Annotated in this window: 18 protein-coding genes; 5 read left to right on the top strand and 13 right to left on the bottom strand. The window is 54.4% G+C overall.

From position 1 onward, the window contains the following. Positions 1 to 12: 12 nt before the first annotated feature. A complete protein-coding gene (locus tag QQL54_RS00240) occupies positions 13 to 966 on the bottom strand; it encodes a hypothetical protein (protein ID WP_284386448.1) in 954 nt (317 codons plus the stop codon). Further along, complete coding sequence (locus tag QQL54_RS00235) at positions 936 to 2468, bottom strand: acyl-CoA carboxylase subunit beta (RefSeq protein ID WP_348520682.1); 1533 nt, start codon at positions 2466 to 2468, stop codon at positions 936 to 938. Before QQL54_RS00235 ends, QQL54_RS00240 begins: the two co-directional genes overlap by 31 nt. 311 nt (positions 2469 to 2779) lie before the next feature. Between QQL54_RS00235 and QQL54_RS00230 the strand changes: the two genes are divergently transcribed. Beyond that, complete coding sequence (locus QQL54_RS00230) at positions 2780 to 3910, top strand: efflux RND transporter periplasmic adaptor subunit (protein WP_284386445.1); 1131 nt, start codon at positions 2780 to 2782, stop codon at positions 3908 to 3910. 4 nt (positions 3911 to 3914) lie between these two features. Then, positions 3915 to 7160 carry an efflux RND transporter permease subunit gene (locus QQL54_RS00225; RefSeq protein ID WP_284386444.1) on the top strand — a complete coding sequence of 1082 codons (3246 nt, stop codon included), beginning with the start codon at positions 3915 to 3917 and terminating at the stop codon, positions 7158 to 7160. Positions 7161 to 7172: 12 nt separating this feature from the next. On the opposite strand, the gene QQL54_RS00220 is transcribed toward QQL54_RS00225, so the two are convergent. Further along, positions 7173 to 8114, bottom strand: coding sequence for a hypothetical protein (locus QQL54_RS00220; protein WP_284386442.1), 942 nt, complete (start codon positions 8112 to 8114; stop codon positions 7173 to 7175). Between the two features lie 106 nt (positions 8115 to 8220). On the opposite strand from QQL54_RS00220, the gene QQL54_RS00215 reads away from it, so the two are divergent. Further along, a complete protein-coding gene (locus QQL54_RS00215) occupies positions 8221 to 8841 on the top strand; it encodes an LOG family protein (RefSeq protein ID WP_284386441.1) in 621 nt (206 codons plus the stop codon). 128 nt (positions 8842 to 8969) lie between these two features. Continuing rightward, the gene (locus QQL54_RS00210; RefSeq protein ID WP_284386440.1) at positions 8970 to 11054 is read left to right on the top strand and encodes a TonB-dependent receptor plug domain-containing protein; all 2085 of its coding nucleotides are present in this window, start codon (positions 8970 to 8972) and stop codon (positions 11052 to 11054) included. A 6-nt stretch (positions 11055 to 11060) separates the two neighbouring features. Here QQL54_RS00210 and QQL54_RS00205 read toward each other — a convergent pair whose 3' ends face one another. The 9 genes from QQL54_RS00205 to coxB form a co-directional block, all read right to left on the bottom strand. Next, entirely contained in the window at positions 11061 to 11645 is a 585-nt protein-coding gene (locus QQL54_RS00205) for a GNAT family N-acetyltransferase (RefSeq protein ID WP_284386438.1), read from the bottom strand. Continuing rightward, positions 11642 to 12337, bottom strand: a complete 696-nt coding sequence (locus QQL54_RS00200; RefSeq protein ID WP_284386437.1) for an SURF1 family protein — start codon at positions 12335 to 12337, stop codon at positions 11642 to 11644. Before QQL54_RS00200 ends, QQL54_RS00205 begins: the two co-directional genes overlap by 4 nt. Further along, positions 12337 to 12660, bottom strand: coding sequence for a DUF983 domain-containing protein (locus QQL54_RS00195; protein ID WP_284386436.1), 324 nt, complete (start codon positions 12658 to 12660; stop codon positions 12337 to 12339). Before QQL54_RS00195 ends, QQL54_RS00200 begins: the two co-directional genes overlap by 1 nt. A 13-nt stretch (positions 12661 to 12673) precedes the next feature. Next, positions 12674 to 13615: a cytochrome c oxidase subunit 3 gene (locus tag QQL54_RS00190; protein WP_284386434.1), complete on the bottom strand. Its 942-nt coding sequence runs from the start codon at positions 13613 to 13615 to the stop codon at positions 12674 to 12676. A gap of 123 nt (positions 13616 to 13738) precedes the next feature. Beyond that, positions 13739 to 14308: a cytochrome c oxidase assembly protein gene (locus QQL54_RS00185; RefSeq protein WP_284386433.1), complete on the bottom strand. Its 570-nt coding sequence runs from the start codon at positions 14306 to 14308 to the stop codon at positions 13739 to 13741. A 14-nt stretch (positions 14309 to 14322) separates the two neighbouring features. Beyond that, positions 14323 to 14475: a hypothetical protein gene (locus QQL54_RS00180; protein ID WP_284386432.1), complete on the bottom strand. Its 153-nt coding sequence runs from the start codon at positions 14473 to 14475 to the stop codon at positions 14323 to 14325. Between the two features lies 1 nt (position 14476). Next, entirely contained in the window at positions 14477 to 15493 is a 1017-nt protein-coding gene (gene cyoE, locus QQL54_RS00175) for a heme o synthase (protein WP_284386431.1), read from the bottom strand. A 4-nt stretch (positions 15494 to 15497) separates the two neighbouring features. Further along, positions 15498 to 17147 (bottom strand): cytochrome c oxidase subunit I, encoded by a 1650-nt coding sequence (gene ctaD / locus QQL54_RS00170; RefSeq protein ID WP_284386429.1) that lies wholly within the window; start codon positions 17145 to 17147, stop codon positions 15498 to 15500. Between the two features lie 15 nt (positions 17148 to 17162). Further along, positions 17163 to 18020 carry a cytochrome c oxidase subunit II gene (gene coxB, locus QQL54_RS00165; protein WP_284386428.1) on the bottom strand — a complete coding sequence of 286 codons (858 nt, stop codon included), beginning with the start codon at positions 18018 to 18020 and terminating at the stop codon, positions 17163 to 17165. Between the two features lie 228 nt (positions 18021 to 18248). On the opposite strand from coxB, the gene QQL54_RS00160 reads away from it, so the two are divergent. Further along, entirely contained in the window at positions 18249 to 19661 is a 1413-nt protein-coding gene (locus QQL54_RS00160; protein ID WP_284386426.1) for a TldD/PmbA family protein, read from the top strand. A 14-nt stretch (positions 19662 to 19675) separates the two neighbouring features. Here QQL54_RS00160 and QQL54_RS00155 read toward each other — a convergent pair whose 3' ends face one another. Next, positions 19676 to 20329: an energy transducer TonB gene (locus QQL54_RS00155; protein ID WP_284386425.1), complete on the bottom strand. Its 654-nt coding sequence runs from the start codon at positions 20327 to 20329 to the stop codon at positions 19676 to 19678. Between the last annotated feature and the right edge of the window lie 151 nt (positions 20330 to 20480).

Below are 20480 nucleotides of genomic sequence, written 5' to 3'. Positions count from 1 at the left end.
GCACTCGATCTATCAGTTAAGAACGGAATAGTATGGATATAATAAGCGTGAAAAATAATTTCTAAGTTCGTGTAAAGCCTCCGACTCAAACACAAAAAAGAAACCTACTGCGGTTAAGACAATCCACGGGAACACAGAGTTGAAGATAAATATTCTAACTTTATCGTAGCCAACAAAATTTCTTTGCTGCACAATACCAATCTTTAGCTCGTCTAATGCCTCACCAACCTTTCCCAAACTTTGTTTGAATTCCACGAACGAACTGGCAACGGAAAGAGTTTTAGCGTCAAGCTCAGATATTTTTTCGTCAACTTTATGAAATTCATCTATGGATCTCTGCAAGGAACTAGATATGATTTCTACTTTCTGAAGAGTGTTTTTGTTGGCGCGATCAAACAGCTTTCTGTGAGGTCGCGTAATACTCACTGCCCATGAAGCTATTTCTTCTTCCTTGGAGCTATCACGCACTTCATCCCATTTTTCATAAGGCATTCTACATCTAGAAAGTGCCTTTCTAGCCTCGACCTCATTTCTCTTTAAATCACCCGGTAAGTCAGAAAGTGCGTTAACAATTGGAGCTAAAACCTGTTCCGCCGGATTATTCATTTCGAACCAATTTGCAGCCGCAGACTGCACTTCTCTTACCTCTGATATTTTACTCTCCAGCGTATTTTTTAGTGTCGAGATACTTGCTTCGATGGTTTCTAATTTAAGCAATTCTGATTTGTATCGAAGAAAGAAGTTTAGCCACAAACAAACAGCTATAGTAAGTGAAGCAATCTCCAAAGGAATCTCATTGTTTCCCGAAAATTTAAATCCAAACACAGAAGCATCATCTTCAAGATTAAAGAAAGACAAAGCCATACTTATCAGACTTGCTAAATAAAAATTTCTTTCAACTGCATATGTGCGTTCAAGAAAATCGTTTCCTTCACTCACAGCGGCAAGTTCCCATGCTTCTTCCACGGGTTCTCGAGCTGCTTGTCCTTCGCCAATGCCAGCGCCCGACACACCCGCCGCCGTGTCGAGTGCGGCTGGATGACTTCGTCGATATAGCCGCGTTCGGCGGCGCGGAACGGGCTGAGGAATTTCTCTTCGTAACTGGCGACATGCTCTGCCGTTTTTTCGGCGTCGCCTAAGTCTTTACGGTGCAGAATTTCAACCGCGCCTTTTGCGCCCATCACCGCGATTTGGGCGGTCGGCCAGGCATAATTGATGTCGCCGCGCAGATGTTTGGGGGCCATGACGCAATAAGCGCCGCCGTAAGCTTTGCGGGTGATGACCGTGACTTTCGGCACGGTCGCTTCGCCGTAGGCGTAGAGCAGTTTCGCGCCGTGTTTGATGACGCCGCCATATTCCTGATCCGTGCCGGGCAGGAAGCCGGGCACATCGACCAGCGTCAGGATCGGAATATCGAAACAGTCGCAGAAGCGCACAAAGCGTCCGGCTTTGCGAGACGCATCGCTATCAAGGCAGCCCGCCAGCACCATGGGCTGGTTCGCAACCACGCCGACTGTCTGACCTTCGAGCCGGATAAAGCCGCAGAGGATATTCTTGGCGAAGTCCTTTTGAATTTCAAAGAAATCGCCCTCATCCGCGATCTTCCGCACCAGCTCATGCATATCATAGGGCAGGTTCGGATTATCCGGGACCAGCGTATCGAGGGACTCATCAATCCGGTCATGATTGTCAAAAAACGGCCGTTTCGGTACCTCAGCCTGATTATTGAGCGGGAGGAAGTCGAACAGGCGGCGAATTTCCGCCAGCGCTTCCATATCATTATCAAACGCGCCGTCCGCGACGGAGGATTTGGTCGTGTGGGTCTTCGCCCCGCCCAGTTCTTCAGCCGTGACGACTTCATTTGTCACGGTCTTGAGCACATCCGGCCCGGTCAGGAACATGTAGGACGTATCGCGCACCATAAAGACAAAGTCGGTCAATGCGGGGGAATAGACCGCCCCGCCCGCACTTGGCCCCATGATGACGCTAATCTGTGGGATCACGCCAGAGGCGAGGATATTGTTCTGGAAGACGGAGGTGTAACCCGCCAGCGCTGCGACGCCTTCTTGGATACGCGCGCCGCCTGAATCTTGCAGGCCGATGATCGGCGCGCCGTGGCGCATCGCCATTTCCTGCACCTTGTTGATCTTCTGTGCGTGGGTTTCTGACAAGGATCCGCCAAAGACGGTGAAGTCTTGCGCAAAGACAAAGGTCTTGCGCCCATTAATCGTGCCCCAGCCCGTCACCACGCCGTCGCCCGCCGGTTTGGATGCTTCCATGCCGAAATCTGTGCTCCGGTGCGTCACGAACATGTCGAATTCTTCGAATGATCCGGGGTCGAGCAGCAGCGACAGACGTTCACGCGCGGTCAGCTTGCCTTTGGCATGCTGCGCGTCGATCCGTTTCTGCCCCCCGCCTTCGCGTGCTTTGTCGCGCCGGTCATGCAACTGATCGAGAATGGAGCTCATACGCTTATTCAACCCTAATTCTAATCCTGATTTGGCCAAAATCTTGGCCATCCGCCTGTTTACGCCCGTCTTTTCTGCACGCGTTTGCGTCCGCTCAACCTGACGAGACGAAACGGGTGGTGCAAGCCCGATTTAAGCCAATTTTGTATAAGAACGTGACTGGCGCGACCAAACCTATGCGTTATTGAGCGCGGGACTTGCAGGAATAGTCGTTGCCTCGTCACATTCATGCAATAATGAAGGGGCGAGCGACTGGATTAGACGTCCAGTTTTTGCGTCTCGTTTAGACGCTGGGGCGTAAGAAGGCCGCTATGAAACTCAATAGATCCTATATCCTCGCTGCGATCGCCGTTATCGGCTTGGGCGCTTGGTTTGCGATTAGCTCTATCGGCTATGATCCAGACATTTATGCGGATGTTGATCCGAACGCGCAAAAGGCTGAACAGGCCTTGCCGACCGTCGTCGTGCGCAGTGTCACCGCCCAGACCCACCCGATCCGCCTGACCAATTATGGGCGTACCATGCCCAATCGCCGTGTCGAAGTGAAAGCCAAGACGGCCGCGTCCCTAACCTCAACCCCTGTGCGCGAAGGCGCGCGCGTCAATCGCGGTGACGTTATTTGCCGCCAAGATACAGACGCGCGCCAAGCCATGGTCGATCAGGCCAAAGCCCAATTGTCTAAGGTTGAGGCCGATCTGGCCGCGACGACGGTTTTGGTCGATAAAGGCTACCGCTCTGCCACATCACTGAATGGTGACCGGGCGGCCGTGGATGCGGCCCGCGCGCAGTTAAAACAGGCGCAGATCGAACTGGGCAATATCGTCCTACGCGCGCCGTTTGCGGGCATTTATGAAATGCGCATGGCGGAAGTCGGCGACTATCTATCTCCCGGTCAGCCTTGTGCCCTAATTGTAGAGCTGGACCCGCTCAAGCTGGAAGCCGAACTGACCGAAACCCAGGTCGGACAAGTTGCGATCGGACAAGACGTCAATATCCGCCTTGCCACGGGCGAAGCCGTGACCGGGACTGTGTCCTTCATCGAATCTGTCGCCAATCCGGCAACACGCACCTTTGAGATGGAAATGACTATCCCGAACGCAGACTATGCGTTGAAAGCGGGCGTGTCCGCCACGCTAGATCTGAAGATCGGTGAGGCTAAGGCAAGCCTGATCCCATCCGGAATTCTGGCCTTAAACGATGATGGTGCGACAGGTATTCGCTATATTGATGCGTCTAATCGCGTGCGCTTCGCAGCCATCCGACAGGTTGATGAAACCGCTGCAGGCCTCTGGGTGCTCGGCCTACCGGAACGAACCCGGATCATCGTCGAAGGCCAAGATTACGTCTCTGTCGGCACAGAAGTCGATCCAAAGACAGAAGCTGACGCCGCGCGAGACGGGGCCTCATCGGTCAGCGTCAGCCCTAACGCCGAATTGAATTAGCACCATGGAACGGATTGTCGGTTTTGCGATTAATGCCTGGCGGGTGACGCTGGGCGTCATGCTATTCATCATTGTTGGCGGCTTGGTGGCGATTAACCAGCTCCCGCTCGATGCCGAACCTGATATTCCCGTGCCCTTTGTCAATGTTCGTGTTGTTCTGCCCGGCGTTTCGCCCGCTGACTCCGAACGTCTGCTTATTCGGCCTCTGGAGACTGAACTTAAATCCATTGACGGGCTAAAACAGATGGACGCCGTAGCGGCTAATAATGTCGCCTATGTAATTCTCGAATTTACACCGTCTTTCGACCAGGATCAGGCCGTTCTTGATGTGCAGGAAGCGGTAGATCGCGCCCGCGCCGAATTCCCCGACGAAGCCAAAGAACCAATCGTCGAAGAAATCGACACATCGAGCATGCCGATTTTTGTCGTCAACCTGTTTGGCGACGCGCCCGAACGCACACTACAGAATACGGCTAAAGAGCTGCAGCAGCGGATCGAAGGCATTCCGTCGATCTTGGCAGCTGATATTAGCGGTGAACGCACGGATGTGCTCGAAGCCGTCATCGATCCAACTTTATTGGAATCTGCTGGCATCACCTTTGACGAACTTGCCGCCGCAATTTCGCGTAATAACACCCTCATCACGGCGGGTTCGCTCGAAACTAGTAATGGTCAGTTCAACGTGAAGCTGCCCGGCCTGATCGAGAATGCTGATGATTTATCTAAGCTCATTGTTCGCACGGATGATAGCGGCGCGGTGGTGCGCATGTCCGATATCGCCGTCGTGCGCCGGACTTATAAAGACCCGCAAAGTTATGCGCGCTACAATAATAATAACTCTGTCTCAGTCGAAATCACCAAGCGCAATGGTGAGAACATCCTCGATACAATCGCTGCGGTGCGCGAAGTGGTCGAGGAGTACCAAACCAGTGATGGTTGGCCGGACACGATCAGCGTCGAATATAGTCAGGACAAATCGCGCTACATTCTGGACATGGTGAGGTCTCTCTCATCCTCCATCATCAATGCGATTTTACTGGTCTTCATCGTCTGCCTGATTGCACTGGGGCTGCGCTCTGCGCTTTTCGTCGGCTTTGCTATTCCCGGTTCATTCCTGATCTCTCTCTGCATCATGTGGATACAGGGCGAGACCATCAATATGATGATCCTGTTCGGGTTGATCCTGTCCGTGGGGGTTCTGGTCGATAGCGCCATCGTCATTATCGAATATGCCGATCGAAAATTAGCCGAAGGGCTGAAAGCCAAAGAAGCTTACAAAATGGCTGGTGAGCGCATGTTCTGGCCGATCATTAGCTCTACCGCAACAACACTGGCCGCCTTCCTGCCGCTGCTGTTCTGGGAAACTATCACAGGCAAGTTCATGGCCTATTTCCCATTGACCATGATCTATGTGTTGTCAGCCTCTGTGTTGATGGCGCTCATATTCCTACCGACCATTGGCGCGCTAGTCGGTGGCCTCCGTGAACGGTTCAGCCGTAATTCGGGCACGATGTCAGAGGAAGCCAAAGCTCAAGCTCTGGCGCTCGCCGGCGAAGGCGGTGATCCAACGAAGCTTACTGGGATGACTGGCATCTATGTCCGGCTGGTCAAGCGGTTGATCCGATTCCCGCTCATCGTGCTCGGCGCAGCCATCGCGCTATGCTTTGTGATCGTTCTCGCCTTCGGTAAATCAATGTCCGGTCCTCCGCCCAAACCAGTTGAATTTTTTACGCAAACGCCGTCTGATCAGGTTTATGTGTTTATTCGCGCTCGGGGTAACTCGACCCCCGAAGCCAAGCGCAATCTTGCCTTAGAAGTCGAGCGCCGGATCACCGAAGCCAACATTGAGGGTATTGAAGGCGTTTACGCTGTTGCCGGTATGAATGGCGGCGGCGGCGCACAGATGGACGGGCTAGCGGATGAGCCGGGCGACGCTGTGGTCAAAGTCTTCTTCCAATTGGAAGATTTCGCCGACCGTCGCGGGGTGAAAACTATTTTAGAGGATATTCGTGTCGCCGTTGCCGATATGCCCGGCGTCATTCCAGAAGTGACAGCGGCCAGTAATGGTCCGCCAATCGGCAAAGATATCGGTATTGAGTTCACCGGACGCGACCGTATAGCCGTCGCTCAGGCGACGCGATCCGCCGAAGCCTATCTCAGTCAGATGGAAGGCGTGCTCGACATTGAAACAACTTTGCCTCTGCCGGGCATCGAATGGCAACTGAACGTCAATCAAGAGGAAGCAGGTCGCTTGGGCCTCGACGTGAACCGGATCGGCCAGACGGTCCAGTTCGTCACTGAAGGAGCTCTCGTTGGTTATTTCCGACCGCTGGATAATGACGAAGAAGTCGATATCCGCATCCGCTTGCCAGAATCAGCTCGCGATATCCGCGCGCTTGATGAACTCCGCATCCAAACGCCGCGCGGGGCTATACCCCTCGCCTCTGTCGTCGAACGTACGGCCCGCCCGCGTGAAGACAGCATCGCCCGTCGCAATCAGGCGGCTGTGTTCGAGGTCAAAGCCAATACAGCGGATGGTTATGCGCCCAATGTTCAGGTTGAAGAGTTACGCGAATGGCTCAACACCCAAGCGGACTTGCCTAAAGACGTAAATTGGCGTTTCTTAGGCCAGCAGGAAGAAAATGCTGAAGCCGCTGCCTTCGGTATAGCAGCACTCGCCGCGATTATGTTCATGATGAGTGTGATCTTGCTGCTGCAGTTTAACAGCTTCTACCACGTCCTGCTGACGCTCTCTGCTGTGATCTTATCCGTCTTTGGCGTGTTGCTCGGTCTGATCTTCTACCCTTACGTGTCGATGGTTTTGACCATGACAGGCGTGATCGCCCTGATGGGGATTGTCGTGAACAATAATATCGTTCTGATCGACACTTATCAGCGTCTGTTAGAAAAAGGATCTGACCCCATTGACGCCGCGATCCGGACATCTGCCCAACGCCTGCGTCCGGTCCTGCTGACAACCATCACGACAGTTGTAGGTTTGATGCCTCTTGTTATCGGTTTCGACGCTAACGTGACCACAGGTCATTTCGATGCGCGCGGGTCAGGAACGTCAGATATCTGGAAGCCTCTGTCTTATGCGCTAGTTTGCGGCCTATCCTTTGCGACCATCCTCACCCTGCTTCTGACGCCCGTACTTTTGGCGGCCCCTTATGTTTGGACGCAGCGGATCAAGAAATGGCGTGGCAAGGGCAGCACAGCAGCTGTGCCTGTGCCGCAGGCTGCGGAATAGAGCAAAGCGGCTTTATTCAGGCGCGAAAATCGCCGTGCTCTGTACGCCGCCACCGATCAATGAGCGGCGGATTTGCCATCTGAAAGGCTCAAAATTCACGGACAGCGTTCCATCATTCGAATCGGAAGAGGGCACAGGCGGAAGTCGTTCAAACGGAACCGACACAATTGGACCCTCGCCCGCCTCATTTAATAATTGGGCGCGCACCTGATATTCACCGAGCGGCATTACGGAGCTGGCGATATAGGTCCAGCGCCCATCGGGGCCGACCCGTGTTTCGCCAATCGCCGCATTGGACACATACAGCCGAATGCGGCCCTGCGCTTCCGACAGTCCAGAGAAAATAACGCCGCCTGCATCATCATAATCAATGGCCCCGATGGCCAACGGCCCTGAATTGGGAAGCCCGCCAAATGGACTTTGTACGAGGCGTGTGGCTGCGCCCGGCGCGCTGATCATCACAAGAGCCGGAGCGTCAGGGGCGTCTTCGGTCGGACGTTGAATTCTGAATATCGTTTCGAGCCCGCGAATGCTGATCGCACCGGAGACTGGATCCGTCTCAGTCAGATCCGTTTCCTCAATATCCGTGTTGCTGCTGACATCAAACATGATCGCTTCGATGGCCATACCTTGGCCCGACACATCGACGGTTGCGGACCAGATCCCCTGTTCGGTCGTCCTGACCTGCCTGATCCGTTCGCCGCGATCCAGCAGAACAATCACGGATGATGGCTCCGCGATACCAGACAGTCGAAGCACGAGCCGACCTTCGCTATAAAGCTCTGCAACGCGAGTGAACGTAACCGGTGTCAACGATGCCGCGACTTGATTGGGAGAATCAGAAACGGGTATATCCGGCCCGTTGGTTCGACCGCTGAGGCTCACCCCAGCAAACAAGGCGAGCGCCAAAGCTAACCCGCCGCCAATCATCCCTGCAACACGCGTTTTTTTCATGACATCCTTGATTCTAGCGTCGTGACAGTTGCGGTGCTGTCGGCAGTCTATCTTAACCCCTCAATCATGCCTGCAGCTTAGCGTAATGATAAGAGGAGATATCAGAGTGAATGAAGCCCACCCAAACCTAAAATCCATTGCCGTCTTTTGTGGCTCTTCCCCGGGCCGGATGCCCCACCATGTTCTGCTGGCGAGCGAACTCGGCGAAGCCATCGCGGCTCGTGGACTTAAACTTGTCTACGGTGGAGGCGGGTTGGGCCTGATGGGTGCCGTTGCCCGTGCGGCTCATTCTGAAGGCGGCGCTGTCCTTGGTGTTATTCCTGAGGTTCTGCGCGAGGCCGAGGCCTTATTGCCGGAAATTGAGCACGAAATTGTCACCGACATGCACACTCGAAAAATCCGCATGTATGGCGCGTCCGATGCCTTTATCATTCTACCGGGCGGGATTGGCACGCTGGAAGAAGCCGTCGAAGTCTTGTCTTGGCAACGGCTGAACCTGCACGACAAACCAATTCTGTTCCTCTCAAATACGGGCTATTGGGATAAACTTCTTGATGAGTTCAGCCGTATCATCACCGAAGGCTTTGCGAGCAAAGAGATGGCGAACGATATTCTTTCTGCTTCATCAATTGATGAAGCATTCGACGTCATAACGGAACGGATTCAAAACCCAATTAAACGCACACCACTGACACTACGCGACGTATCGGTCGAAACATTAGCGTGATGTCGATGAAAACGTATAGAGGCGTTTTTACACCCTATGATAGTTTCGCCCTAGACCTGAGCACAGCCCCCGGATAGGGCAGAATTCGCCATGTAAATTAAAGACACTGGCACCAATAAGTCGGGATAATGGGGATCGGTTTGGGAGCCAGAGATTTTACTATTATTGCGGTCGTTTTGGCGAGCACAGCTGCGCCTGTGTTCGCGCGTCAAGACGTGGCTGTGCCGGCCGAACAGGCCGCTAACCTTGACAGTTTCGCGCCGTCATTCTTCACACAATTTCAGCCCAATACAGCGCTGGATATGGTCGAGCGCATCCCCGGCTTCACGCTTCGAAGCGGCGACGATGAACGCGGTTTCGGGGTAGCCGATACAAATTTTCTCATCAATGGACGGCGTCCATCGACCAAAAGTCAGGACGCTGAGGACATTCTATCTCGTATCCCGGCTGGGACCGTTGTGCGCATCGAAGTCCTGGACGGAGCTTCGCTCGATATTCCGGGCTTGTCGGGACAGGTTGTCAATGTGGTCGCGCGAGCCGTGGAACTCTCAGGCCGTTGGCGCTACTCAGCTCGGTTCGAAGAAGGAACAGAACCACAGATCCTCGAGGGCGAGGTCGTCCTGTCAGGACGACGCGGCGATCTTGGTTTTTCAGTTGGGCTTAAAAACCGTCAATTCACACTCACGGAAGATTCAGTTGAGCGGTTTTTTGACTCAAGCGGCGCTCTGATTGAGGATCGGACGGAGGATGTTTATCTGCGCAATGTGGCGCCTAGTGCCAATCTCAATCTAACTTGGACGCCGACTATCGGGCGCTTTGCTGGCCACGTCGCCAACCTCAATGCATCAATTGAAAAGGATAATGAGAATAACGGGCTGCGTGAAATATTCACGGCCATTGATCCGACCAGGACTTCAGGCGAGAGCTTCGCCGACATTGGCGAAGATGAAATCCAGATCGAAATTGGCGGTGATTACGCGTTGCCTCTTCCAATCGCGGGGCTTGACGGCACCCTAAAACTCATCGCGCTAAACCAACTTGATGACGGCGAAAGCGGTGTGGTTTTCGTCAGTGCCCGCGACGGCTCGATACCGCTCCGCACAAAGTTTTCTGAGGATTTCAAAGAAGGCGAACTGATCGGTCGCGCCGAATATGGCTTCAAGGCCGGGTCAGGTCACGATGTCCAAATCTCTGTCGAATATGCCTATAACTTCCTCGAGTCCGCAACGACGTTCCAGAACAGTTTTACCGCGCCGATCATCGATGAAGTCCGAGTTGAAGAAGACCGCTTCAATGCGCGGATCACGGATAGCTGGCAAATCTCATCAGACCTATCCTTGCAGACATCAATCGGAGCTGAATACTCAAGCCTTCAAGTCGTCAACCCACTAAGCGATGCACGGAATTTTTTCCGACCGAAAGGCTTTGCGGCTGTCAGCTATAGAGTGTCCGATCGCTATACCTTGCGCGCCAAAGCGGATCGAAGCGTCGGACAGTTAGATTTCGACACGTTTGTTTCGACCCGCAACTTGGTCGATAATTTGCTCACCTCTGGCAATGCGGAAATCAAGCCATCCCAGTCCACTGAACTTTCATTGGAGTTTGAACGCACTGACGACAAATTACTCTCTGGGCGGATTCGCCCCTATTTGGAATTAATCGAAGATCCGATTGACCGAATTTTACTCAGTAACAATGCTGAGGCCCCCGGAAATTTGGACAGTGCCACACGATACGGTATCGAAGCGAACGCCACGCTTCTGTTCGATACGCTCGGTGTACCCGGGCTGCGCTTGGAGGCCAGCGGCGGCATTGGTGAGTCAGAGATCGACGATCCTCTAACCGGTGAACAGCGACAGATTAATTTCAACGAAGAATATAGTTACAGCCTGTTCGCACGTTACGACATTCCCCAATCCAACATCGCCCTAACAGGTCGGGTCAATAATGATGAGTCGAGCCCCTTCTATCGGCTGGACGATATTCGAACCATTGACGTGCGGCGCCCCTTCCTTTCTTTGGGGTTGATCCATAAAAATGTCTTCGGGATGCAACTGACCATTAGCGGCACAAACCTGCTCGATAATACGGTCATTCAGGAACGAGATCGCTTCCTGACACCAGATCGCCGCTTAGGGCCATTAATTCGAAGTGAGCGGTTTGAGCGGCAGCGTGGGCGACGTTTATCGATCACCTTAACCGACACGTTCTAGAGGCGTTTAATCCGTTCTGAGACGCGCATAAATGGCATGATCTGCCCAAGCTCCATTGATCCGTAATAGGCCGCGCGCACGTCCTTCGAGCTGGTAGCCATTGGTTTCAAGAACACGTATCGACGGCTCATTCTCTGTCTGAACGGCCGCCTCGATCCGATGTAAGGCCAGCGTATCAAAAGCAAATCGCGTTAAAGCCCGGACCGACGCCCGCCCGTGACCTCGGCTCATATGCGCTTGGGCTATCCAATATCCAAGCTTGGCGGATTGCGCTGCACCACGTTCGATATGGGTCAGATTGACCGCGCCGATCAGTGCGTCAGTATCCGCGCGGACAATATGGAATGGATAAGCACTGTCGCTCGCCACCATCTTTTTGAACCGCAACAGGCGCATCCGATAACTCGACCGTGATAAATGACCCTCTAGCCAATCCGGCTCCCATGGCCTGAGATAGTCGGCGTCCGCCTGCCGGATCGCTGCCCATTGTTCATAATCAGACCAACGCGGGTGGCGTAAAATCAGCGGCCCACTGGCGGCATGCACGGCAATTTCTGTCGTCGTTGTGACACGTGTCGATAAACGGCTCATGACCAGTTCAGCCGTCCCGCACGGCGGTGGAGGATGGCGTAGATGATCAGCAAAATCGCCGCGAAGGACCACCATGTCAGCATATAGCTGACATGGTTATTGGCGATCTCGGGGCGTCGCACCGGAAGATCATTCGCATTGGTTTCCGTCGGGTGAAGGTCGATATAGAGCGCATCCCCTTGGACCCAGGCACCGTCTGGATTGATCTCAAACCAGCGATTACGCTCGGCATCACTCTCTGTCCCGAACCATGTTGCAGCACCGTTTCGGGGTCGAACCCGGCGCACATAACCCGCACGAGGGCCGCTGAGTTCGGGCGGCATCACTGTGTCTTTTGATTGATCTGCAAAACTGGGAAAGCCGACCAAAGCCGTATCGCCATCCATTTCGACCTGTCGGAAGGGCTGCCACTGAATGGCACCCTCAGGACGGTAGACGTGCCAAGTTGGCCCAACGGCCTCTGCGTCAAATTCAATACGACGAAAATCGAGCCGTGTGCTGCTGGTCCGGGCAATGGCCAAGGCTCTTAAACCGACGATGGGTGGCGCGGTTACAGACGCTTCGACTTCAGCGAGAATGTCCTTCTTCCACTGCCAACGTTGATACTGCCAAATACCGAGACCAAGCAGGATTGGCAGGCAGATCAGCACGGCGAGCGACAGGCCCGGCATTGGTCTAAAGCGAAGAGACATTATGTATTCTTGAACTGTTGTTCGCGTGCATGTTTGGCCCAGCCCTGCGCGAATATAACACCGCGTAACACGCGCAGAAGCCAGATCGACCAACCGAGCGCGAGCGATAATAATACGGGTATCGGCACAATAAGAATGCCGACAATGAAAATCACAAAGACGGCTGGGCCGTCCCCTGCATCTTCAAAGGAAGCGAAATCCGCGCCGCAAGCTAAGCAGCGCGGCTCAAACGTAAGCCATCGAGAGAAGAGCCGCCCTTCTCCACATTCGAGGCATCGGCCCGACAGGCCCGCTTCCATCGGCGCAGGGCGCCGCCGGGTCACGGGCTAACCTGCGTCAGACGAAAGCGACGTAGACGAAGGCGAACAGGAACAACCAGACCACATCGACAAAGTGCCAATACCAAGCGGCCGCTTCGAGACCAAAATGCTTCTCTGGTGTCATGCCGCCATTCATCAGGCGTGCCCAAATCGCAAACAGGAAGATCGTCCCGATCAGAACATGCAAACCGTGGAAGCCTGTCGCCATGAAGAAGGCCGACCCATAGACATTGGTCGAGAGCCAGAACGTGCCGTGCAGACCGTCTTCGAGACGATAATGGAACAGGTGTAGATATTCGTAAGCCTGAACGGACGTAAACAGAACACCAAGGATGACGGTCAGACCGAGACCCCATTTGGCGTGTTTACGATTGCCGTGGATCAGCGCGTGGTGCGCCCATGTCACAGTCGTGCCCGACAATAAAAGGATCAGCGTGTTGATCAGGGGCAGATGCCATGGATCGACAGTCTCGATAGACGGCGGGGGCCATGAGGCATATTCTGTCGAGTTTTCGAGAACATCAGGGTTCCAACCAGCGCGGAACTTATGGAACAGACCCAGTTCGAAGAACATCCAGAACCAGCCCACAAAGAACATGGCTTCCTGCATAATGAACATGATCATGCCGTAGCGCAGACCGAGGTCGATCACCGGTGTGTGCTCGCCGCGGGCACTTTCAGCCGCCACGTCTTTCCACCAACCAAACATACAATAGGCGGCGAACAACGTGCCAAGCACGACGATGATCCAGCCACCGCCTGCGCCCTCGCGGCCTTGGATTGTATCCAAGCCCCGTGCGAAGAAAAACTCCAACATTGGGCTGTCGCCATTACGCGGCACGAGCCCGGTGAACAGTGTCACCATGCCCAAACCCCAGATCAGAGCAGCTATCCCCGATAGGAACGGCCACGGGCTCGGCGGAAGGATGTGATAGTCGTGTTCGACGGCGCCAGCCATGAGCATGTCCTTGATAGGCCGTACGAGATAACGCACTGACCGGTTATTCTTTTCACCGCCTATACCGACGGCGCTTTTGCTTCGCAACCACGCGGGTGAATTCCCACCCGCAAAGTCAGGGGATTAGGGCAGCGCGTCTAGTTGAATAGCCGCAGTGATTTGGGGTTGGTTCTCAGATTCAAAAAAAGTGTAGCTCAGCACAACTTCGGTAATATCAGAATGCCGTTCACTCGCATCCAATTCTGGATCAACGAAGAATAGAACCGGCATGGTCATCTCCTCGCCCGGCTGCAACGTCTGATCCGTAAAACAGAAACATTCGGTTTTGACAAAATAGGGCGCAGCTTTTGTCGGCGTGACATTGAATGTGGCGACGCCCGTAATGGGTTTGTCCGATGTATTTTTGGCTGTGTAATAAGCGAGGCCCGTCTGACCGAGATTGACCTCCATCGCGCGTTGGGTCGGTTTGAACTCCCACGGCAGATCCGGGCTGACATTACTGTCGAATTTCACCGTCACTTTGCGGTCAAGCACAACGGAGAGGTTTTCTTCGTTCATCGCGATCTGAGGCGTGCCGCCAAAGCCTGTGACGCGGCAGAACGTGTCGTAAAGCGTTTTGGAAGAAAAGCCGAGGCCTAGCATCGCGACCGCGAGGCCGATCAGAAGCATCTGGGTCTTGGTATTACGAGTCATGAGATCAAAGGCCTCTAAACAGGTTGTCGCAGAATGATTGAAATGGCGACTAGCACCATGAAGCCGACTAAGCCGAGCGCAATAGCGACATTACGCCAACTGCGGGCGCGCACCTCTTCGCGGGTCGGGGCCGCAAATTCGGTAGGTTCGTCACGATATTCTGGCATTTTAGAGACCTCCGAAAATCAAATGGTCGACCGTCAGAACCGCAAACAGGGCGAATAGGTACAGAATGGAATAGAGGAACAAATTGCGGGCCGACTGATTGCCATTACGGACCGCATAGAGCGTATCGCTATCAGTCTCAGTTGGCTTATCGCCCGCACGCGACTCGAAGACCCGCCAAGCGAGTGCGACAAACACAGCACTCAACGCGCCACCAACAACCCCATAAATCCAGCCGCCAAGTCCCGTCGCCAGAGGCAAGAGGCTGATCGCCAGCAAGATCAGAGAATAGACGAAAATCTGCAGGCGGGTCGATTTGGCGCCGCGCACATTAGGCATCATCGGAATACCGACCCGGCCATAATCGGTCTGCTTATAGAGGGCGAGTGCCCAGAAATGCGGTGGCGTCCAGAAGAAGATGATGGCGAACAAGATCACACTATCAAGGGTAATTGTGCCTGTAACGGCGGCATAGGCCACCATCGGTGGAAACGCACCAGCTGCCCCGCCAATGACGATGTTTTGTGGCGTGCTGCGTTTAAGCCAGATCGTGTAAATGACGAGATAGAAGAAGATAGTGAAGGCGAGCAGGCCTGCTGCGACCCAATTGGTGGCCACTAAGAGCAACCAAACCGACCCGACAGACATAACCGTGCCGAAGCCAAGGGCCGCACGCGGGCTGAGAACGCCTTTGGGAATGGGGCGTTGCGAGGTTCGGGCCATCGCCCCGTCAATGTCGCTATCATACCACATATTGAGCGCACCGGAGGCGCCGGCACCAACAGCGATACAGAAAATCGCAATGAACGCTGACCCAAAGCCGATCGAACCGGACAAGGACCCAGGCGCGAGAAGGAGGCCACAAATCGCTGTGAATACCACAAGGCTCATCACGCGCGGTTTCATCAAGGCGAAATAGTCCCTCGGTCCGGCCAAGGACAGACCAGCCCCGCCAGTCGCAATGAAGGCCGCCGGTGTGTCGCCGGCGGCCTCTTGAATAGTGTCAGAGTGGGAAACCACAGCTCTAGTGCGCGTGATCCTCGTCACCGCCATCGATACGCGGCAGGACGCTGAACTGGTGGTAGGGCGGCGGGCTGGAAATCGTCCATTCCAGTGTCGTTGCCCCTTCACCCCAATAATTGTTTCCGACTTTGCGTTTCTTCCGCATCAGGAAGGCTTCAGCCATGACGAGGAAGAAGACGACAACAGACGCTAGGGTCACAAACGCGCCCCAAGAGCTGACCTGGTTCCAGAATTCAAACTCAACCGGATAGTCGACATAGCGACGCGGCATGCCGTTCAACCCGAGGAAGTGCTGCGGAAAGAAGATCATGTTCACGCCAATGAAGAATAGCCAGAAGTGCAGGCGCGATAGGAAACCGCTATAGTGATAGCCAAACATCTTGCCGTGCCAGTAATACCAAGCCGCAAAGATACCGAAGACTGCACCCATAGACAGAACATAGTGGAAGTGCGCGACTACATAATATGTGTCGTGCAGATAGGTATCGACGCCAGCATTGGCGAGCATCACACCTGTCACGCCGCCAACGACGAATAGGAAGATAAAGCCCAGCGCCCAGATCATTGGCACAGTGAAGCGAATCGAGCCGCCCCACATGGTGGCAAGCCAAGAGAAGACTTTCACGCCCGTCGGCACCGCAATCACAAGGGTGGCGAGCACGAAGTAGGCCTTCACATTCACATCCATCCCGATCGTGTACATATGGTGCGCCCAGACCACGAAGCCGACCACACCGATTGCAACCATCGCGTAAGCCATGCCGAGATAACCGAAGATCGGTTTCTTGGAGAAGGTCGAGATGATGTGGGACACAATACCGAAGGCCGGCAAGATCATGATGTAAACTTCTGGGTGACCAAAGAACCAGAACAGATGCTGGAACATTTGCGGGTCGCCGCCACGGGCCGGATCGAAGAAGGCTGTGCCGCCTTCGATTCGGTCAGTCAGCAACATGAACAAAGCGGCCGCCAAAACAGGCAAAGCTAAGAGCAGCAGGAACGCTGTGACCAGAACTGACCACGCGAAGAGCGGCATCTTGTGCATGGTCATGCCGGGCGCGCGCATATTTAGGATCGTCGTGATGAAGTTGATCGCGCCGAAGATGGACGAGAAGCCCGCCGCTAGAAGACCAATAATAATGAAGTCAAAGGCGGGTCCGGGAGACCCGGTGGTCGAGAGCGGTGGATACATCACCCAGGAACCGCCGAAACCGTTCCCTTCCGCAGCCCCGGGCACAAAGAAACTGATCATCAAGCAGATAAACGCGACGGGCAGGAGCCAGAACGACAAATTGTTCATCCGTGGGAAGGCCATATCCGGTGCGCCGATCATAATCGGGATGAACCAGTTGCCGAACCCCCCAATCAAGGCGGGCATCACCATGAAGAAGATCATGATCAGGCCGTGCATAGAGACAAACACTAGATAAGTGTGTTCGTTGGTGAAGATGTCGATCCCCGGAGCCATCAGCTCCAAACGCATCATGAAGGACAGGAAACCACCCACGAGGCCGGAGATGATCCCGAAAATCAGGTAGAGTGTCCCGATATCCTTATGGTTTGTGGAATAGAACCAACGCTCGAAAAAGCGGGGCTTTTCATCGTGATCGTCATGAACGACCGGAATATCTTCGCCGGAAATAGCAACCATGAGTCTTCTCTTGTCCTAGTCGTTGGCCGCGGACACAGCCGCGCCGCCTTCTAGTTTCGCAAATTTGTCTTCAACTTCACCGCCACCAGCGATGAACCGAGCGAATTCGGCCTGGCTCACCGCCTTGACCTCAATCGGCATGTAATAGTGATTGATGCCGCATATTTCGGAACACTGACCGTAATATGTGCCCTCTTCGAACACTTCGAACCAGGTTTCATTGATGATGCCCGGCACAGCGTCCATCTTGACGCCAAAGCTTGGAACGGCCCAAGCATGCATATTGTTGACTGACGTCACCAACACTTTGACCTTAGTATTGATCGGCACAATCAGGGGCGCATCTGTCGCCAGTAGATAGGGCTGACCAACCTGTTTGGACTGCGTTTCGTCCAACGGATTGGACACATATTCTTCGACATTTTCGTAGTCCGGATAGCTATAAAGCCAATTCCACGTGTTGCCGACCACCTTCACCGTCATTTGGGTCTGCGGCAGACGGTCCTGCATGTAGAGCAAGTTCATCGACGGGATCGCGATGATCACCAAGATGATGACCGGAACCACCGTCCAGATAACCTCGATCAGCGTATTGTGAGACGTCTTAGACGGCACCGGGTTCTTACTCTCCCGGAAGCGGATCATAATGTAGGCCATCAGGCCAACGACGAAAATCACGATCAACGTGATGATCACCTGAACAATATCGTGAACCCGAGTTAGCTCCTCCATCACAGGCGTCGCCGCCTCCTGAAGATACCAACCATCTTGTGTTGGGCCGACCTGCCGGTCTTGGGCGAAAGCGGCACCAGCGGACATAAGGGTCAGAAAACCCGTTCCGGCTGTGCTCAGCATGGCGTTTAACGCGCGCATGAAATCCTCATTATAAACTTAGGCTAGCTCAACGTGGCGCGCCCGGTCCCTCTATAGCCACGATGCTCCCTCAATCCGATGGTCCGAATGGACGCGGATTGTCGCAGACAATGTGACACTTCGCGGCTCTTATCCCGGCTTGTTGCGGGAATAAACCCCTGTTACCTGCATGAGAACCGAAAAGGCGGGTGACTGTCCACCGCTCTCGACAAATTTAAAGAGATTTGAATGGCCGATTTTGTCTTTGAAGACAGTGATTTGGACGCTGTCGCGGCGGAGCGTATCCTGTCAGACACGTTGCGCGGCGCTGATGACGGCGAACTTTTTGTTGAACGGTCATCTTCAGAGGCGCTGACTTTTGACGATGGGCGACTGAAAACGGCGAGTTTCGACACATCCCGAGGCTTTGGCCTGCGCTGCGTCGCCGGCGAAGCGTCAGGATTTGCGCAAAGCTCCGAGCTATCACCCGACTCACTCAAGCGTGCGTCTGACGCCGTTCAATTGGTCAAAGTTGGCCATGATGGTGTGATGAGCGAGATCCCCCGCCGCACGAATATGTCTCTCTATCCTGACATCGATCCGACCGAGGATCCTATTTTCAAGGATAAGGTCAGCCTATTGCAACAAATTGACGGATTCGTCCGGGCGCTCGATCCGGAAGTGGTTCAAGTCACAGCGACGCTGTCCGGGACACGTCGCGGCATTGCTATCCTCAAACAAGACGGCGCGCGCATCAATGACGTCCGCCCGATGGTACGGCTCAACATCATGGTCATCGCGGAGCGCAACGGTCGGCGCGAAAGCGGATATGTCGGCACAGGCGGCCGGAAACCTTATGACGCGATCACAGACCCCTCCATCTGGCAGCCTATGGCGCGCGAAGCTTTGCGCCAAGCTCAGGTCAATCTCGAATCAGTCGATGCGCCCGCTGGACAGTTCGACGTCGTTTTAGGCCCCGGCTGGCCAGGTGTGTTGTTGCACGAAGCCATGGGACACGGCCTGGAAGGTGATTTCATTCGCAAGGGAACCAGCGCCTTCGCTGGTCGATTGGGCGATCAGGTTGCGAGCCGGGGCGTCACCATTGTCGATGACGGCACTCTGCCGGGTCGGCGCGGGTCACTCAGCGTTGATGATGAGGGCACGCCGACAGAACGGACCGTTCTAATCGAAGATGGTAAGCTCGTCGGTTACATGCAGGACCGATTGAATGCGCGTTTGATGGGTGTCGCACCGACCGGCAATGGCCGACGCGAAAGCTTCGCCCATGCGCCGATGCCGCGCATGACGAACACCTTCATGCTGGGCGGTGATATCCCGCAGGCGCAGATGATCAGCGAAATGAAAGACGGTATTTTTGCATCCAACTTTGGCGGCGGCCAGGTCGATATCACATCCGGAAAATTCGTCTTCCAATGCACGGAGGCTTACCGCGTTCGTAATGGAAAGATCGAAGAAGCCCTAAAGGGCGTCACATTGATTGGCGACGGCCCCAAAGTCCTCGGTCAAATTCGTCACGTTGGGGATGATATGGAACTCGACCCTGGCATCGGCGTGTGCGGCAAGGCGGGTCAAGGCGTGCCCGTAGGCGTTGGCCAACCGAGCCTTTACGTCGAAGAATTGACGGTCGGTGGAACGGCTTAAACCACAGCCACGCTCTATTCAGGAATATCTACGCCGCGATCATCCGTGAGACGAAAACTGATCCGCGTCTGGAGTCCTGTTCGCTCGACAGGCCGACCATCTGCGATTTTGGGCCTGTATGTCCAAGACTGAACAGCACGGACCGAGGCGCGAGCGAACAATTCCTGCGAGCAGGACATCGCCGTCACGTCATAGGGTCGCCCACCGGGGCTGACGCTAAAGCGCATCTGGCAATGTCCGGAGCGGTCCGCGCGCGCTGGCATGTTCGGCGGGATACGGACGATCGGTTCAGGATCACGATCAACGACCGACACTACAAAAATGCTGGGTTCAATGATCGGTCCGCCGAAGCTGGGCTTCGACCCCGTCAGACTATGAAGCGGTTCAGCTGGCTTCTCTGTCACGGCAATCTCGACGGGCGGCGGTGCGGGCGGTGTCTCGATCTTTTCGAGCACAACCATTTTTATCCGCGGCTCCATGATGTCGATATCAATGGGCTCCGGATGAATAGCGAGGTCGCCGATGGGAACCACATCTTGTGGCTGAAAGTCTTCGGCAATCAACCCAATCATAAGACTGAACAGGACCGCCGTTACGACAGTCGCGGGAAGGATAGCCGAAATGTAGCGACGGCCCGTATGGTCCATCGCGAAAGTTGCAGTCGTCACGTCATCTCCCCCTTTGAGGCCATAATGTAACTATATTACATAACATTTCATGAGTGTCAATAATCTCCATATCTACGCCCGAACCCTGCGATTCACCGCGGCGTACGGCGTAGGGACGCATTATGTCCGCGGAGACTTGCACAGACGCTCT

It is taken from the genome of Algimonas ampicilliniresistens (assembly GCF_030159955.1).
In the GTDB taxonomy this organism is placed as follows: Bacteria; Pseudomonadota; Alphaproteobacteria; order Caulobacterales; family Maricaulaceae; genus Litorimonas; species Litorimonas ampicilliniresistens.
Note: the sequence above shows the minus strand (reverse complement) of the source record. Positions and strands in the feature narration are given on the sequence as shown.

Coding starts and splice junctions, on each gene's coding strand:
- QQL54_RS00235 (WP_348520682.1), bottom strand. CDS start 2,468: ATGAGCTCCATTCTCGATCAGTTGCATGACCGGCGCGACAAAGCACGC.
- QQL54_RS00230 (WP_284386445.1), top strand. CDS start 2,780: ATGAAACTCAATAGATCCTATATCCTCGCTGCGATCGCCGTTATCGGC.
- QQL54_RS00225 (WP_284386444.1), top strand. CDS start 3,915: ATGGAACGGATTGTCGGTTTTGCGATTAATGCCTGGCGGGTGACGCTG.
- QQL54_RS00220 (WP_284386442.1), bottom strand. CDS start 8,114: ATGAAAAAAACGCGTGTTGCAGGGATGATTGGCGGCGGGTTAGCTTTG.
- QQL54_RS00210 (WP_284386440.1), top strand. CDS start 8,970: ATGGGGATCGGTTTGGGAGCCAGAGATTTTACTATTATTGCGGTCGTT.
- QQL54_RS00205 (WP_284386438.1), bottom strand. CDS start 11,645: ATGAGCCGTTTATCGACACGTGTCACAACGACGACAGAAATTGCCGTG.
- QQL54_RS00200 (WP_284386437.1), bottom strand. CDS start 12,337: ATGTCTCTTCGCTTTAGACCAATGCCGGGCCTGTCGCTCGCCGTGCTG.
- QQL54_RS00190 (WP_284386434.1), bottom strand. CDS start 13,615: ATGGCTGGCGCCGTCGAACACGACTATCACATCCTTCCGCCGAGCCCG.
- QQL54_RS00185 (WP_284386433.1), bottom strand. CDS start 14,308: ATGACTCGTAATACCAAGACCCAGATGCTTCTGATCGGCCTCGCGGTC.
- QQL54_RS00180 (WP_284386432.1), bottom strand. CDS start 14,475: ATGCCAGAATATCGTGACGAACCTACCGAATTTGCGGCCCCGACCCGC.
- ctaD (WP_284386429.1), bottom strand. CDS start 17,147: ATGGTTGCTATTTCCGGCGAAGATATTCCGGTCGTTCATGACGATCAC.
- coxB (WP_284386428.1), bottom strand. CDS start 18,020: ATGCGCGCGTTAAACGCCATGCTGAGCACAGCCGGAACGGGTTTTCTG.
- QQL54_RS00160 (WP_284386426.1), top strand. CDS start 18,249: ATGGCCGATTTTGTCTTTGAAGACAGTGATTTGGACGCTGTCGCGGCG.